Here is a 13554-nt window from a genome sequence, read left to right as displayed (position 1 = left end):
TTATTAATTGTTGATATTATTAAATCTAAGCATTAATTCTATATAAAATACCAGATTAAAGAAGATATCCCTAGACCTACCAAAGAAATAATAGTCGTCATCACCGTCCAGCTTTTAAAGGTTTGTTTTTCTGTTAATCCTATGTATTGGCCAACTAACCAAAATCCGCTATCATTTACGTGGGATAAAATCAAAGCGCCAGAGGCTACTGCGATCACTATTAAGCTAACTTGACTTTCTGCGTAATTTGCACCTTCTAATAATGGCGCTGTGATCCCAGCGGCAGTGATCATGGCCACTGTAGAAGATCCCTGAAGAACTCTAACCAAAGCTGCGACAATAAAACCAAACAAAAGCGGACTCATAAAGCTTTCATTCAAATTATTAGCGATCATTTCTCCTGCCCCGGTATTGATTAAAATTTGTTTAAATGCGCCGCCAGCACCAGTAAGTAAAATAATAATACCGGCAGATTCAAAACTTTTAGCTGCTATTTTTAGAAGCTTTTCTTTATCTACTTCGCGTTTTACTCCTAAAAAATACCAGGCTAATAAATTGGCGATTATTAATGCTGAAAAAGGATGCCCCAACAAATTTACCATATAATTTATCCAATTTGGGAAATTAGAAGCATCGATCAACGGACTTGCAATTAAAGTGTTCAGTACGATTAAAAATATAGGCACGAAAATAATTGTAATGATCATCTTTGCTGAAGGTATTTGATATTCTAAAGTATCATCTTCAGTAAAGGTTTTGGGTTCTATATATAACGTTTTCGTTAATAACTTAGCGAAAAGCGGTCCGCTTAAAATAGCCGCAGGAATTCCCGCTGCAAAACCAAATAAAATTACCCAGCCAAGATCTGCCCCCAAAATATCTGCAACAGCAATAGGTCCCGGTGTTGGTGGAATAAAACAATGTGTGATCGCCAAACCTGCTAAAAGCGGAATTGCATAAAGCACCAAAGATTTACCGGTTTTCTTACTCAGTGCATAAGTAATGGGAACCAAAATGATAAAAGCGACATCAAAAAATACAGGGATAGCGACAATAAATCCGGTGATCATCATTGCCCATGGCGCATTCTTTTCTCCGGTTTTTTTCAGAATAAAAGAAGCTAATGCTTTTGCACCACCAGATTGTTCTAAGATTCCACCAAATAAAGCGCCCAAACCAACTACAGTGGCTACAAAACCTAAAGTGCTGCCCATTCCCTCTTTCATGGTTTCCATGATATCGGCTGCGGGCATTCCGGCTAAAATTCCAACAAAAATACAAACGATTAGCAGCGATAGAAATGCCTGGATCTTTAATTTCAGAATTAAAAAAAGTAATAAAGCAATTCCCAATCCTATTGCTAAAAGTAATTGTATTTCCATTTACTATTGCTTTATCTTTCCTAAAACTTCGTTTACGATTTCAGTAATTTCCTGGTCTACATCAACTTTTATGGCGCTCTGTGGTTCCTCAAGGGTATCAAACTGAGATTTCAGTAAAGATTCTTTAAAATAATGTCCTTTTCTGGCCTTCATTCGCTTAAACACCAATTCATATTCGGCATGTAAATACACAAAGACAACCTGGTCTTTTAATCCTTTTGATAAACTTTCACGATAAGTTTTTTTTAAAGCCGAACAGGCCAAGACGGCACCTTTATTTTCACTCCAGTTCTTAATATTTTTAGCTAAAATCTCTAACCATTCTTTGCGATCTTCATCATTTAAAGCAAGGCCACTGCTCATTTTTTTTACATTGGCTTCGGGATGGTAATCATCGGCATCGTAAAAGGGAATTTCTAATTTTTCGGCTAGTTTTTTGCCAATTGTGGTTTTTCCTATTCCAGAAACGCCCATCACTACATAAACATTCATTCAAATAATTTTATTCCGGTTGCTTTGTATTTAATAATCGATCTCTAAAACTTCAAGAATCCTCGTTTCATCGCCCAATTTAAACTCGGTTTTTTGACCGACTTTAAGTCCTGTCACTGCCTTTGCAATAGGTGCTACAAATGCTATCTTTTGCTGCTTCACGTTCGCCTCGTCTACGCCAACGATCTGGAATTGCTGGAAACTATTGGTGTTATGATTCTTTAATTTCACTTTAGCACCAAAACGCACTTCATCTTCTGGTTGCTGATTTGGATGAATGATCCTGGCAGAAGCTCTTCTCTCGGCTAATAATTTAAATTTTCCATCGATCACTGCCTTGGCTCTGCGATCTTCGGTTTCATTATCAGTTTTAATTGTTCCACGTTCATTTTCCAAATCACGTTGCTCCTGCTCCAAAGCTTCGTATCCACCTGGCGTTACATAATTTGTTACTCCGTTTGGTAAAGCCGCGCGTGGCGGAATTACCGGTGCTTCTTCCTGATCTTCTTCTTTTACAAATCCTCTGCTCATATTTTCATATTGGAATTTAAGAATATACGAAAAATTATAAGATTGTAGATTAAGCGCTGTGTATTTTAAATCTTTTTTAAAAAAGAAGTTTAATTTTGCTGAAAGTCGATAGAAATCTTTACATGAAAAATTTACTCGTTATTGGATACGTTTGGCCAGAACCTACATCTTCTGCCGCAGGAAGCCGAATGTTACAATTGCTCAATTTTTTTCTAAATGAAAAGTACACTATCACTTTTGCTACCACGACTGCCCAATCACAACATGCTTTCGATCTCGAAAAAATAGGCGTAAAAACGGCTAAAATTGAATTGAATAATGCTAGTTTTGATGAATTTTTAAAGGAAAATGATCCTGAAATTGTTCTTTTTGATCGCTTTATGATTGAAGAGCAATACGGTTGGCGAGTTGATGCAATTTGTCCTGAAGCGATAAAGATCTTAGATACCGAGGATTTACATTTTCTACGGAATACCAGAAAAAAGGCTTTAGATACTGAAGCTGAATTGCAGAATCTTATGCTAAATTCAGATTTGGCGAAAAGAGAAATTGCTTCGATCTATCGTTGCGATTTAAGTTTGATCATTTCTGAAGTTGAAATGGAACTTTTAAGATCTATTTTTAAAATTCCTGCTGAAATTATCGAATATCTCCCCTATTTATTAGCAACCGAAGAGATCGAGAGAGCGGAAGTTTCAGCTTCGTTTGACGATCGACAGGATTTTATGTTTATCGGTAATTTTCTACACGAGCCTAACTGGCAGACTACTTTACTTTTAAAGCAAAAAATATGGCCAAAAATTAAACAAAAGCTCCCTGAAACAAAATTGCATATCTACGGAGCTTATGCCAGCGATAAAGTATATCAACTTCAGAATACAAAAGAAGGTTTTTTGGTGCATGGCCGTGCAGAAAGTGTTGATGAAGTGATGCAAAAACATCGAATTTTACTAACACCAATTCAGTTTGGAGCCGGACTCAAAGGCAAAATGATCGATGCGATGCAAAACGGAATCACTTCTATCACAACAGCTATTGGAGCCGAAGGAATTTCCGAAGAAAATCATTGGAACGGCTTTATTTGTAGCTCGGATGCTGAAATTGTTGAAAAAGCGATTCAAATTTATACCGACAAAGATTTGTGGATTGCTAAACAAGCGCTTGGAAAAGCTATCTTAAAATCAAGATTTTCAGCAGAAGATTTTACAACTTCTTTTCAGCAAAAATTAATAGATTTAAAGACCAATCTCAGTAAACACCGCAGTAATAATTTTACGGGCAGCATGCTGAAATTCCACAATAATCGCAGTACTTATTTTATGTCTAAATTTATTGAGGAAAAGGAAAAAAATAAAAGCAATGAGCACAACACCAGAACATGACCGTAAAATTGCTGTAATGAGTTTTGCTTCGGTATATCCACATTACGTTAATAAAGTTGAGAAAAAAGGTCGTACAAAAGCAGAATTACACCAGGTAATCGAGTGGTTAACCGGTTTTAGTGATACAGAACTACAGGAACTAATCGAAAAGAAAGTCAGTTTCCAGGAATTCTTTGAAAAAGCAAATCTAAACCCAAAAGCATCGCTTATTAAAGGATTAATTTGTGGTTATCGTATCGAAGAAATTGAAACTCCACTTACCAAACAGGTGCGTTATTTAGACAAACTGGTAGACGAATTGGCGAAAGGCAGAAAGATGGAAAAGATTCTAAGATCTGCTTAAAAACTCTCATCAAAAACATCAAAAATCGGCTTATATTTCTTTCAATATTCAGCTAAAAAAACCGTCGACTTTTAGGGAAAATCGACGGCACTCATTACACAAAAGGAACAGTTTACTCTGTTCGTAAATAGAGTTTTAAGCTAACTGAGTTAAACCTTCACTAAAAAGTTTCTGGTTCAGGCTTCTAAGGGTTTCAATTTTATTTTGAGTATCTACCAAGATAGAAATATTGTTGCTACTACCACCGTAACTTATCATCCTAACCGGGATATCATTTAATAGTTCGAATAACTTATAAGTCGAATGATCTTCGATCACAGATTCTCCTACGATACAAACAATACTTTGATTGCGATCTACTGTAATTTCTCCATAAGCATTTAATTCTTCGAGGATTTTATCTAGGTTTCTGGTATCGTCTATGGTTAAAGAAATGGCAATCTCAGAAGTAGTGATCATATCAATAGATGTTTCGTAATTATCAAAAACATCAAAGATCTTGCGAAGAAAACCGTGCGCCATCAACATTCGGTTAGACTTGATCTTAATCGCGGTGATATCATCTTTTGCAGCAATGGCTTTAAGACCTTTGCTATGAACTTCAGAAGAGATTTTAGTTCCGGTTTTTTCAGGAGTAAAAGTATTTTTCAGGAAAATAGGAATTCCTTTATTAATTACTGGCGATACGGTTTGTGGGTGTAAAATTTTAGCGCCAAAATAAGCAAGCTCTGCTGCTTCTTCAAAAGTTAATTCTGAAATTGGATGTGTGCCTTCTACATGGCGAGGATCGTTATTATGGAAACCATCAATATCTGTCCAAATTTGCACTTCAGAAGCTTGCACAGCAGCACCAAGAATAGTGGCTGTATAGTCGCTACCTCCTCGTTTTAATGTACTAATTTCGTTATGTTTATTGATACAAACAAAACCCTGAGTGATATATAATTCAGATCTTTTTCCTTCTAAATGCGCATCTAAAAGCTCACCAACCCTATCGGTATCTGGATTTTCTAGATTATGAACTTCCATAAAAGCTTTGGCATCTAACCAAATGTTTTCGATTCCCTGAGATTTAAAATATTGAGAAACCATAAAAGTCAGCATCGTTTCACCGTAGGTCACGATCTCTGCATAAACAGCCTCTGAATATTCATTGTGGCCGGCGGCCGATAATTCTTCAAGGCGTTTGGCTACAAAAGATTTAGTTTCATTATTTAAAGTTTCATCCTGAATTAGGATGTCTATCGCAGAAAAATGACGCTCCTGAAGCTTATTAATAATATCTTCGATCTCCTCGTAATTCTGAGTTTTAGATAGATTAGAAATCGCAACAAGATCGTTGGTAACACCACTCATTGCAGATAATACCAATAATTTTTTCCCCTCCTGTCCAAGGGTGATATTTTTTACATTTTCTATACTTTCTGGAGTTCCTACAGATGTTCCTCCAAATTTTAAAACTTTCATCTTCATTCTTTTGATATTGCATAATTAAAATGAAGCGTGATGAGATTAAAAAAAATGATTCATTTTATATACATTTGTACAAAATGTGTAATATTTAACAATGAAGACGATAACCACCTGTGTTCATGATATTATAAGGCATCAACCCTTTTTGGATGATGCAATCGCGAGAGATATCGTAAATTTTAGCGGTCTTGCTGAAGATCTACGTCCCGAAGTTGAAAAAGAGATGCGCAAAACGGTAAAAGTGGGTAGCATTATTATGGCTTTGCGACGTTACGCACCTAAGCGGACAAAAATTAACATGAACAGCCTGCGTGAACTTGGGGATATCATCGTTAGATCTGGAATTACCGAATACACATTTCTAAATTCCAAAACCATCATTGCGAACAAATCCAGGTTGTTAGATGCGGTGAAAGATCAAACCGGTGTTTATCTTAACTATTCTAGTAATTACCAGGAGAGTAATATTTTGGTTTCTTCTTCTTTAACCGATCTTGTCGAAGATTACTTTAAAAATGAAGTTCGTGTAACCATAAAAGAAGATCTTTCTTCAATAACTATTGCTTTACCAAAAAATAGTAGTCAGTCTGTAGGTTTATATTTTTATATTTTTAAGCTATTGGCTTACGAGGGAATCCCTGTTTTCGAGATGATCTCTACTTCCAACTATTTTGCACTATTCTTAGAACGAGAATATGTAAATAAAGCCTTTCTTTTATTAAATGAAATAAAATCTAATTAATAGTAAAACAGATTAAGAAATCTGAAAATTTTCTATCGTTCTTTCGGTATTTTTACTGAATCCTACCAGTAATCGAAGTAAACACCGGTCATTGCCACAATAGCGATAATGATCACCAGCACGATGGCAATAAAGGTTGAACCTACTTTTGTTTTTTTATTCTTCTGAAGAATGTAATCTTCAGACTTATTATCATTTTCGTCTCTAATTTGCATTTTATGTGGTTTATTTTCGGTTGAAAAGATATAATAACAAAAATTATTAATCATTTTCAACTATTTGAAAACGATAAAATTAAATAAAAGAATTGGTATTTAATTTATGGAAAGCCGTAAATTGATGCTAAACTTATGTGAAATCTATAATTCACATTACCAAAAATCGAAAAATCCTTACGTTTTAACTATTTGATCGTTTTTGCACGATAAAATCTGATTTTAGCAAATTACCTAAAGACAAACCTTTGAGCATTTAATCTCCATTATCGAGTTACTATTTATAGTCTTGGATAAGGTTTTCCCATTCCATACGTTTAAGCATTCTTACCAGAGCCGGATCTATCTCATCTACCAAATCTGAATTTTTAGGGAAAGAATAACTGTAATAGTCTTTTTTAAGCGTTTGCTCTAAAACTTCAATTGTCTTGCCGGCATTAAGCTTTTCAATTTCGTAACGCAAGATGGGTTCATCATAGACCAAAAGCTCGATCCTGTTGTCTTTAAGCAATTCGATACCTTCTTCTTCTGTAGTTAATTTCTCAGAATTGATTCCGTAGAGATCTAAAAGTTCTGCAGCACTACTGCTATTTACCGTCCCAACTTTAAAACGATTAAGATCTGCAATGCCATTAATTTCATCATTAATACTTTTTACGGTAAGAGAAGAAGCAATACTAGCCGTAAGACTCGAAATTATGATGATCGCCATAAACATCCAGATCAAACCAATAATACGGCCACCGGTTGTTCTTGGAGACTTATCTCCGTAACCAACGGTTGTCATCGTTACGGCGCTCCACCAAAAACCTTCCATTAGTCCTTTTCCTTTTCCGCCGCCAAATTCTTCTGCATTTTTCTTACGCTCAAAGATCCACACCAAAAAGCCAAAAATAAAAATGACACCTAAAAGCGCTAAAATGGCCGAAATAAATTCCCAGCTCCATAAGTTTTTCAGAATATTAAAAACCTGGGATTCTTTTCTTTTGGCCACACCGGTATGGGAAATAAAATAAGGCTGAGAAAAATCCATTCTTAACATTCGGCTATCGGTAACCGTGATAGGATTTATGCTGAAATCTACTTCGCCACTTTCTACTGCATTTAAAAGTGCAGTGAGTGTTTCGTATTCCTGGTATTCAAATTCATAATCAAGGCTTTCATTTACCATATTCCAGCCTTTAATACTTAAACCATCATAGTTTCCGTTTGGATTTTGGGTAACAAAAGGAGGTGTTAGCTGTATCCCTATCTTGTAAGTTTTTTGGGTGTTTTTTATAGAATCCTGAGATTCCTGAGCGATAATACTTAAACTGAAAAATAATGCAAGGAGGATTAAATAATACTTCATAAGATTAAACTGAAAGAGATTGTTCTACATCAATTGCTCTGTAGAATCCGAAAAATACTTAATCCTGAAGTAGTATCAAAATTAGAACTATTCTGAAGCAACCGCTTCTGTAGCAGTAGAATCCTTCTTAAGGTAGTAAATTTCAAGTTTTTTTCTTCCGAAGTTTTTTGCTTTCTGAATATCTTTTCCCATAAATATATCCACGCGTTTTCTCCAACGATAATGCATTTTATCTTTGATGGTAAAAATAGAATCGAATCCCTGAATTTTAATTTTGTCATTATGCCCCAAGCCTAAATCCATAAGATCTCTCGAAATGGCAACGGCATTCATACCTGGTTTTAAAGTATCGCCCCAAGCAGCGACATTTGGGTTATTTCCGGCAGTTTGATATCGAACCGAATTAAATGCTGAAACATTAACCTGTAGCGTATCCCAATCTTCGTTAGAGGTTTTATCCTCTATATTTTTATCTGAAAAATTACAGGCTGAAAAACCTACGATCACAAAAAATAATAAACTAGATACGATTCCGTAGATATATTTTCTGATCATGTTTGCGTTTTTCAGCCTGCAGCATTATTGCTAAAAGCTAATATAGACAAAGATTACTTTTGAAGCAAGTCTATAATTTCTGGAGCTTTTAAACTATATTTTACCAAGTTTCCAGCCGTCACGATAATCACGTTTCACAAACTTGTTGGCTTCTTCTAGATTTGTAACACGCATGTTGTCGCTATCCCAGGTCATCTGAATGTAACGCCCTGGATATTCAAATTCGATGTTTCCATCGGCATTTGTTTTTTCTCGTCTAATATCTGTTCCGCGAATAGCAAGGTTTGCGATCAACAAAATTTCGGTTAAAGGGCCTGCGATCTCAAATGGGGAACTTAGTTCTTTTTTACCTGGTCCTGCGATCGAAGCTTCAACCCATTGCCCGTAGTGACCATTTGCGCCACCCGGTACGCGATCGTATTGCTGAGCCACATTTACTTCATTAGTTCTTGAAGTTGGCAATAACTGCGGATTCTCACCATAGGTACCACACATCATTTTTCCTTTTGTACCAATAATTAAAACTCCGTTTCCTCTATCACCAAAAACTTCATTTGGCCCCAGTTCCTCTGGTCTTGTTGGCTGAATTCCACCATCCATCCAGTGTAACTTAAGATCACCATCGGTATTTTGATTACCATCAAAGGTCATGGTCACGTGACTTGAAGGCGGGCAACTTTCTGGGAAATATCCTCGTTTAAATTCATCTACATAAACGCTACCCACACTACACTCTACATTTTTAGGATATTTAAGATCTAATACTCGGTAAGGCGCTTCAATTAAATGACATCCCATATCTCCCAACGCGCCGGTACCATAATCCCACCAGCCTCGCCAGTTAAACGGAACCAAACCATTTACATATTCTTTATAAGGAGCGGTTCCTAGCCAAAGATTCCAATCTAATTCTGCCGGAACGCTTGATTTTTTCTCCGCCGGCCATGGGATTCCCTGTGGCCAAACCGGCCTGTCTGTAAAACAATATACTTCTTTAGCTTTACCTATTAGACCTGCATTAAACCATTCTCTCATTTTACGCACGCCATCTCCAGAAGCTCCCTGGTTCCCCATTTGAGTGACCACATCATATTTTTCTGCAGCTTTGGTTAAAGCTCTTGCTTCGTAAATATCGTGCGTTAATGGTTTCTGAACATAAACATGTTTTCCTAATTGCATTGCACCAAGTGTTTGGATCGCGTGGTTATGATCTGGAGTCGAAACAGAAACTGCATCAAAATTCTTCGCTTCTTTATCAAAAAGTTCTCTCCAGTCTTTATAGTATTTTGCTTTAGGAAAACGTTCTCGTGAAATTTTAGCACGACGATCGTCCACGTCACATAAAAATGCAATATCAGCTTTTCCTGTTTGATAAAAGCTCCAGATATCACTTTGTCCTTTTCCACCTACTCCAATTCCTGCAACCACAAGCTTATCGCTGGGAGCAACAAAACCCGGGCCACCCAAAACGTGACGCGGAATGATACTAATACCGGCCGTGGCAAGCGCAGTACTCTTTATAAAATCTCTTCGTGAAGAGCTAGAGGATTTCTTGTTTTTTTCCATAGTTAGGGTTTAAAAAATGATAAATCGATTTAGTTGATTATTCGTATAATTTTTAAAAAAAGCTATCAATCTTATAATATCTTAAGCTCTCTTTTTTCAAATTATCATTTTCTAAAGATATCTTTAAATTTTCAAAAATCCAACTTTCTATTATTAAGCTGTTTTCGTTTCTTAATCTAAATTGTTAGGATCTCAATTTATCACAAAAACTTCCTTGTTCTAATAAAAAGTTACAATTTTAAATTTCGCACTCCTCAATTCTTAGGTCTATCAATTAAATTTTCTTCAAAAACTGTTAAGAAACCATAAACTAAGGGAATTAAAGTATCATATTCTTGTGAGTGCATATAAGAGCTGTACCTTTGCACACTTAATTGGCTGAAAACAAGATTTCAGCCTTAATTAATCTTTGAAAAACAAATTTATGAGTCAAGTAAAGCAAAATGACACTGTAAAAGTTCATTACACAGGAAAATTAACCGACGGCCAGGTATTCGATAGCTCTGTAGATAGAGGTGAGCCAATCGAATTTACTATGGGACAGGGACAATTAATTCCTGGTTTCGAAAAAGGACTTTTAGATATGGAAGTTAACGAAAAGAAAACCATAAATATACCTAAAGAAGAAGCTTACGGTGAGCCTAGAGAAGAGCTTGTCCAGGAAGTTGAAAAAAGCCAACTTCCAGAAGATCTTGAGCCTAAAGTTGGTATGGGATTAGTTTCTAAAACTCCAGATGGTCGTGAAATGAACCTTGTGGTAAGAGAAGTAAAAGACAGTTCTATCGTAGTAGATGGAAATCACCCATTAGCAGGAAAAGATTTAGTATTCGATCTTGAAGTTGTAGAGATCAAGTAATCTAAATAGCATAAAAATCTCGATATTCGAGTAATTTTGCTAACATATAGAAGTCATATAAGTCCCTTTTTGGTCATTCCAAAAAGGGATTTTTTTATAGCCTTTGTTTTGATTTCAAAAAATACTATTAAATCATCCGCCTTAAGACTTAAGCTTTTTATAAAATGCTTTACTCCCCAGTTCTAAGATCCTATCTTTACTTAAAACCAAAACTAAAATTTATATTATGATTAGAAAAGCAAGCGCAGTTTGGAACGGAACTCTTAAAGAAGGACACGGAACTCTTTCTACAGAAAGCGGAGTTTTAAACGAAACTCAATATTCATATAAAACAAGATTTGAAGACGGTAATGGTACCAATCCAGAAGAATTAATTGGTGCAGCACATTCCGGTTGTTTTACCATGCAGTTATCTGCTTTTTTAGCTGAAGAAGATTTTCCTGCTGAAAGCCTTGATACAAAGAGTGAAATTACTTTTGAAGATGGTGTGGTTTCAAAATCGCATTTAATTCTAGAAGGTAAAGTGCCAAATATTTCTGAAGATAAATTCTTAGAAATTGCCACTAAAGCCAAAGAAAACTGTCCATTATCAAAATTGTTAGATACAGAAATTACTTTAGACGCTAAGCTTTTAAAGTAATTTTCAACTTTTAAAGATATAACACCAAAAATAAAACGTCCCGCAATTGCGGGACGTTTTATTTTTAGTTAGGTTGATTAAGTATTTAGACCTTTATTTTTTGCTGATCAAACAACTGACTAATTTCTTTAAACTGAATCGTTTTTAAAAGTCCATTTTTTAGATGTTGCATGAGATCATCAGAAAACTTATTATTTCTAGCGAATTTCTGATTGACTTCTAATTCCAATCCAATATAATTTTCTCTAAACTTCTCTCTAAGATAGGTGGTAAAACCATCAGCTTTTCCAAAATAAGGATAATTAAACCTAATTTTTAGTTCAACTTCCTTTAACAACTCCTCTTTAAAGATCTTAGAAAAATGTTTTTCTTCTTTTCTAGAGGGATCGTATAAAAGTCCGATATCGGTTTGTCGTTCTATAGCATGCAAAACTGGTGTAAAACTATGTACAGAAATATGTACCACCTCCTCTCCTGCTCCAACAAGCTCAGCGATACATTGCTCTACTTCGCTTCGATATTTCAGGTAAAAAGAATTGATCAATTGTTCTTTCTGTTCCGCGGTGAGCGATTTAGAATATTCAGAAAATAAATTGCGATGATACAGAGAGCGGTTAGGCTCAATTAACAATCGGCTAAACTTATAATCGAAGTTATAATCGGCTATTTTCGATAATTCCTGAAACAATTTGAAAGCCCCGGGATCGTAAGCACGATATGTTTTCCAAACAGGATCTTTTTTATCCTTTATAAACTTAAATTGCTGTGGCAAGGCATTCCCTGCATGCTCACAACTTAAAACTAGTTTCACGGGTTAAATAATTGGTTTTTAGATAGACAATTGGCTAATTTTAAATAAATACTTTTAATTTTTTCTTCGGAATAGTCTTTTTTCAGCGCTTTTACGATCCTTGTAGAAAGTGATCCTTCTTTAAGCAGAAATTCTATAGTTTTTCGATGTTTTTCTGAAAAATTCGACTGAATTTTATCGAATATCGCCTGCCAGATTTCGCTAATTTTTGCTTCGTTCTTTAAACCGAAAATCATCAAATAATCTTCATTTTTCACCTTCCCGACTTCAGCATCTTTAATAGCGATATTCAGAATATCCAATAGATCATCTTCTTTCCACAATTTTTGTTCAGTTAAAGAAATAAAATGTTCATTCACCAAAGCTTTTAAAGCTTCGATCACAAAAATAGCAATCGCAAGATCTGCTTTTGGGCATTCCTGCAGGTCTATCACTCTTATCTCTATGGCGCCACGATCAAAGCGTGCAATTGCCCCTCTCGAATTCAAAAAATGATGTTCTAAAATCCCTTCTTTATCATAAGGTTTTATCGCTTCTTTTATAGGCTCAAAAATACCGCGATGATAATCTTCTTTAGTGTAAAGGCACTCAGGAATTACTTTTCCCGCCATCTGCGGAATTTCTTTCTGATTGGTTTTATACATCTCCATACGGCTATCCATAAAACCAGTAAGCTGCCCTTCAAAAATTGGCGAAGAAGCACTTAATGCCGGAATTATAGGAAGTAAAATTCGTATCGCCGCATGCAGCTTTTCAAATTCAGCATCATCTGCAAAAGGAAGATTTATATGCATACTTTGCACATTACTCCAACCGTGGCCATTACAATCAAAGATCTGATTATAAAGCTCGTAGATCTCGTTATAATCGTGCTCCCAAAGCTTGGTTTCCTTCAACGGGTTCATTAAAGGATGTGCTGCTGTTGGTAAAAGTTGTGTTTCTAAAGGTTTTAGCAATGAGTTGATCTCAGAGATATTTTCAGCAAAAAGAACATCTAAATCTTCAACTACAGCAGTTGGCGCGGCAGTTTTTAGTTCAACAACATGCCCAACCAACTCGTTACTCCATTCGATCTTTCCGTTATCAACATCTGAAGTAATGCTTCCGGTTTTTTCAATAAATAGCTTATCGGTAATAGGATTTACCTGCAGGTCTTTATTTACCAGCATATACTCTAACTCTATTCCGTAAACTTCAAAAATATGATAACTCATC

Annotated in this window: 15 protein-coding genes; 5 read left to right on the top strand and 10 right to left on the bottom strand. The window is 35.6% G+C overall.

From position 1 onward, the window contains the following. Positions 1-38: 38 nt before the first annotated feature. The 3 genes from BM201_RS06325 to BM201_RS06315 are packed head-to-tail and all read right to left on the bottom strand — an operon-like array spanning position 39 to position 2405. Entirely contained in the window at positions 39-1382 is a 1344-nt protein-coding gene (locus BM201_RS06325) for a GntP family permease (protein WP_092540754.1), read from the bottom strand. A gap of 3 nt (positions 1383-1385) precedes the next feature. Further along, positions 1386-1874 (bottom strand): gluconokinase, encoded by a 489-nt coding sequence (locus BM201_RS06320; protein WP_092540752.1) that lies wholly within the window; start codon positions 1872-1874, stop codon positions 1386-1388. A 30-nt stretch (positions 1875-1904) separates the two neighbouring features. Further along, a complete protein-coding gene (locus tag BM201_RS06315; RefSeq protein ID WP_092540750.1) occupies positions 1905-2405 on the bottom strand; it encodes a GreA/GreB family elongation factor in 501 nt (166 codons plus the stop codon). Positions 2406-2527: 122 nt separating this feature from the next. Here BM201_RS06315 and BM201_RS06310 point away from each other — a divergent pair, with 122 nt between their 5' ends. Both BM201_RS06310 and BM201_RS06305 read left to right on the top strand, forming a co-directional pair. Continuing rightward, positions 2528-3787: a glycosyltransferase family 4 protein gene (locus tag BM201_RS06310; RefSeq protein WP_092540748.1), complete on the top strand. Its 1260-nt coding sequence runs from the start codon at positions 2528-2530 to the stop codon at positions 3785-3787. Then, positions 3765-4130, top strand: a complete 366-nt coding sequence (locus BM201_RS06305) for a DUF2200 domain-containing protein (protein ID WP_092540746.1) — start codon at positions 3765-3767, stop codon at positions 4128-4130. The genes BM201_RS06310 and BM201_RS06305 overlap by 23 nt, the downstream gene beginning before the upstream one ends. Positions 4131-4265: 135 nt before the next feature. On the opposite strand, the gene BM201_RS06300 is transcribed toward BM201_RS06305, so the two are convergent. Continuing rightward, entirely contained in the window at positions 4266-5597 is a 1332-nt protein-coding gene (locus tag BM201_RS06300) for an aspartate kinase (RefSeq protein WP_092541520.1), read from the bottom strand. A gap of 100 nt (positions 5598-5697) precedes the next feature. Between BM201_RS06300 and BM201_RS06295 the strand changes: the two genes are divergently transcribed. After that, complete coding sequence (locus BM201_RS06295; RefSeq protein ID WP_092540744.1) at positions 5698-6345, top strand: hypothetical protein; 648 nt, start codon at positions 5698-5700, stop codon at positions 6343-6345. 62 nt (positions 6346-6407) lie between these two features. Here BM201_RS06295 and BM201_RS18105 read toward each other — a convergent pair whose 3' ends face one another. The 4 genes from BM201_RS18105 to BM201_RS06275 form a co-directional block, all read right to left on the bottom strand. After that, positions 6408-6614, bottom strand: a complete 207-nt coding sequence (locus tag BM201_RS18105; protein WP_092540742.1) for a hypothetical protein — start codon at positions 6612-6614, stop codon at positions 6408-6410. Positions 6615-6837: 223 nt separating this feature from the next. Beyond that, positions 6838-7911, bottom strand: coding sequence for a transporter substrate-binding domain-containing protein (locus BM201_RS06285; protein ID WP_092540740.1), 1074 nt, complete (start codon positions 7909-7911; stop codon positions 6838-6840). An 87-nt stretch (positions 7912-7998) separates the two neighbouring features. After that, a complete protein-coding gene (locus tag BM201_RS06280; protein WP_092540738.1) occupies positions 7999-8466 on the bottom strand; it encodes a 3D domain-containing protein in 468 nt (155 codons plus the stop codon). Positions 8467-8559: 93 nt separating this feature from the next. Further along, on the bottom strand, positions 8560-10032 hold the full coding sequence (locus tag BM201_RS06275; RefSeq protein ID WP_092540736.1) for a Gfo/Idh/MocA family protein: 1473 nt from the start codon (positions 10030-10032) through the stop codon (positions 8560-8562). Between the two features lie 424 nt (positions 10033-10456). Between BM201_RS06275 and BM201_RS06270 the strand changes: the two genes are divergently transcribed. Next, the gene (locus tag BM201_RS06270) at positions 10457-10888 is read left to right on the top strand and encodes an FKBP-type peptidyl-prolyl cis-trans isomerase (RefSeq protein ID WP_092540734.1); all 432 of its coding nucleotides are present in this window, start codon (positions 10457-10459) and stop codon (positions 10886-10888) included. Positions 10889-11114: 226 nt separating this feature from the next. After that, positions 11115-11528, top strand: coding sequence for an OsmC family protein (locus BM201_RS06265; protein ID WP_092540732.1), 414 nt, complete (start codon positions 11115-11117; stop codon positions 11526-11528). An 85-nt stretch (positions 11529-11613) separates the two neighbouring features. Here BM201_RS06265 and BM201_RS06260 read toward each other — a convergent pair whose 3' ends face one another. Beyond that, positions 11614-12339 (bottom strand): N-formylglutamate amidohydrolase, encoded by a 726-nt coding sequence (locus tag BM201_RS06260; RefSeq protein ID WP_092540730.1) that lies wholly within the window; start codon positions 12337-12339, stop codon positions 11614-11616. Further along, on the bottom strand, positions 12336-13553 hold the full coding sequence (locus tag BM201_RS06255) for a glutamate-cysteine ligase family protein (RefSeq protein ID WP_092540728.1): 1218 nt from the start codon (positions 13551-13553) through the stop codon (positions 12336-12338). Before BM201_RS06255 ends, BM201_RS06260 begins: the two co-directional genes overlap by 4 nt. Position 13554: the final 1 nt, after the last annotated feature.

It is taken from the genome of Zunongwangia mangrovi, assembly GCF_900112105.1.
In the GTDB taxonomy this organism is placed as follows: domain Bacteria; phylum Bacteroidota; class Bacteroidia; order Flavobacteriales; family Flavobacteriaceae; genus Zunongwangia; species Zunongwangia mangrovi.
The sequence above is the reverse complement of the archived record's forward strand: the minus strand, read 5'-3'. Positions and strand labels throughout refer to the sequence as shown.

What these genes read in the sequence shown, in the direction of transcription:
- BM201_RS06325 (WP_092540754.1), bottom strand. Translation starts at nt 1,382, where the DNA reads ATGGAAATACAATTACTTTTAGCAATAGGATTGGGAATTGCTTTATTA.
- BM201_RS06320 (WP_092540752.1), bottom strand. Translation starts at nt 1,874, where the DNA reads ATGAATGTTTATGTAGTGATGGGCGTTTCTGGAATAGGAAAAACCACA.
- BM201_RS06315 (WP_092540750.1), bottom strand. Translation starts at nt 2,405, where the DNA reads ATGAGCAGAGGATTTGTAAAAGAAGAAGATCAGGAAGAAGCACCGGTA.
- BM201_RS06310 (WP_092540748.1), top strand. Translation starts at nt 2,528, where the DNA reads ATGAAAAATTTACTCGTTATTGGATACGTTTGGCCAGAACCTACATCT.
- BM201_RS06305 (WP_092540746.1), top strand. Translation starts at nt 3,765, where the DNA reads ATGAGCACAACACCAGAACATGACCGTAAAATTGCTGTAATGAGTTTT.
- BM201_RS06300 (WP_092541520.1), bottom strand. Translation starts at nt 5,597, where the DNA reads ATGAAAGTTTTAAAATTTGGAGGAACATCTGTAGGAACTCCAGAAAGT.
- BM201_RS06295 (WP_092540744.1), top strand. Translation starts at nt 5,698, where the DNA reads ATGAAGACGATAACCACCTGTGTTCATGATATTATAAGGCATCAACCC.
- BM201_RS18105 (WP_092540742.1), bottom strand. Translation starts at nt 6,614, where the DNA reads ATGATTAATAATTTTTGTTATTATATCTTTTCAACCGAAAATAAACCA.
- BM201_RS06285 (WP_092540740.1), bottom strand. Translation starts at nt 7,911, where the DNA reads ATGAAGTATTATTTAATCCTCCTTGCATTATTTTTCAGTTTAAGTATT.
- BM201_RS06280 (WP_092540738.1), bottom strand. Translation starts at nt 8,466, where the DNA reads ATGATCAGAAAATATATCTACGGAATCGTATCTAGTTTATTATTTTTT.
- BM201_RS06275 (WP_092540736.1), bottom strand. Translation starts at nt 10,032, where the DNA reads ATGGAAAAAAACAAGAAATCCTCTAGCTCTTCACGAAGAGATTTTATA.
- BM201_RS06270 (WP_092540734.1), top strand. Translation starts at nt 10,457, where the DNA reads ATGAGTCAAGTAAAGCAAAATGACACTGTAAAAGTTCATTACACAGGA.
- BM201_RS06265 (WP_092540732.1), top strand. Translation starts at nt 11,115, where the DNA reads ATGATTAGAAAAGCAAGCGCAGTTTGGAACGGAACTCTTAAAGAAGGA.
- BM201_RS06255 (WP_092540728.1), bottom strand. Translation starts at nt 13,553, where the DNA reads ATGAGTTATCATATTTTTGAAGTTTACGGAATAGAGTTAGAGTATATG.